Source organism: Rhizobacter sp. P2_H3 (assembly GCF_056403355.1).
Window position 1 is genome coordinate 1 of sequence record NZ_JBFUFQ010000470.1, and the last position, 1,529, is coordinate 1,529.

Annotated in this window: 1 protein-coding gene; it reads right to left on the reverse strand. The window is 64.0% G+C overall.

The window, feature by feature from the left end; all coding sequences use genetic code 11:
* Nucleotides 1–1,529, reverse strand: a 1,529-nt coding sequence (locus AC1D1T_RS32405; RefSeq protein WP_477993457.1) for an error-prone DNA polymerase family protein, incomplete at both ends; no start/stop codon positions are given.

The following is a 1,529-nucleotide window of genomic DNA, read 5'->3' on the forward strand; positions in this document are numbered from 1 at the left end:
GCCGTACACCGAGAACCCGTGAATCTGTTTGAAGATCTGCTCGGCGAACGCCTTCTCATATCCGCGGCTCGTCATTCCATCGACGATGCGGTCATAGTGCTTGGCCAGCCCACCCTTGCGTTTCCACGCGGCCATGTCTCGGCGTAGCCCGTCGGCCTCCCCTGCCGTGTAGCCAGCGGCCAGCATCGCGATCTGCATCACCTGCTCCTGGAACACGGGAACGCCCAGCGTTCGGCCCAGCGCCTCTTCCAACGCAGCGCTCGGATAGGTGACTGGCTCAAGGCCTTGCCGCCGGCGGATATACGGGTGCACCATGCCACCGACGATGGGCCCGGGGCGCACGATCGCGACCTGAACCACCAGGTCATAGAAGCAACGCGGCCGGTGCCGCGGCAGCATGCTCATCTGTGCACGGCTTTCGATCTGGAACACCCCGACGGTGTCGGCCTTGCAGATCATGTCGTAGGTCTCGGTGTCCTCAGCCGGTATGTCCTGCATGCCGAAGACGGTCTGCTGCCGCTCTCCGATGAAATCCAGCGCCTTGCGAATGGCGGTGAGCATCCCGAGCGCCAGGCAGTCCACCTTTAGAAGGCCCATGGCGTCCAGGTCGTCTTTGTCCCACTCGATGACGGTCCGATCGGCCATCGAAGCGTTCTCGATCGGAACGATGCGAGAGAGCGGCCCCTTCGTCAGCACCATGCCGCCAGTGTGCTGACTCAGGTGGCGCGGAAAACCGAGGAGCTGCCAGGTCAACTGCAGCAGCTGCTGGACGCGAAGATCGTCGGGCTCGAGGCCAGCCTCACGTACGCGGTCGTCGGCGATGTCGGAGCCGTCCCACCACTGATGCCCCTTCGCGATGGTGTTCACCTCGTCCAGCGAGAAGCCGAGCGCTTTCCCGACGTCACGGATCGCGCTCTTCGGCCTGTACGAGATGACCACGCCGGTGATCGCTGCACGATCGCGCCCGTACTTGTTGTAGAGGTACTGCAGCACCTCTTCGCGCCGCTCGTGCTCGAAGTCGATGTCAATGTCAGGTGGCTCGTTGCGCTCCTTCGAGATGAAGCGCTCGACCAGCACCGACATGCGTGCCGGGTCGACCTCGGTCACGCCGACGCAGTAGCAGATCACCGAGTTCGCAGCAGAGCCACGACCCTGGCAGAGGATGCCGCGAGACCTCGCAAACATCACGATGTCGGCGACCGTCAAGAAGTAGTGTTCGTAGCGCAGCTCTGCCACCAGGGACAGCTCGTATTCGATCAGCTGTTGGACCTTCGCCGGCATGCCTTGGGGCCACCGTTGCCCCGCGCCTTCGTAGGTGATCTTGCGCAGGTAGCTCGCCGGCGTGTGCCCTGCGGGAACGACCTCGTCGGGGTACTGGTACTTCAACTCGTCCAACGAGAAGCAGCACCGCGCCGTGACGTTGAGCGTCTCATCGAGCAAGTCCGCCGGGTAGGTCTGTGCCAGCCGAAGGCGCGTGCGCAGGTGGCGCTCCGCGTTCGGCTGCAGGTCCAGGCCGCAGTCGGTCAGGG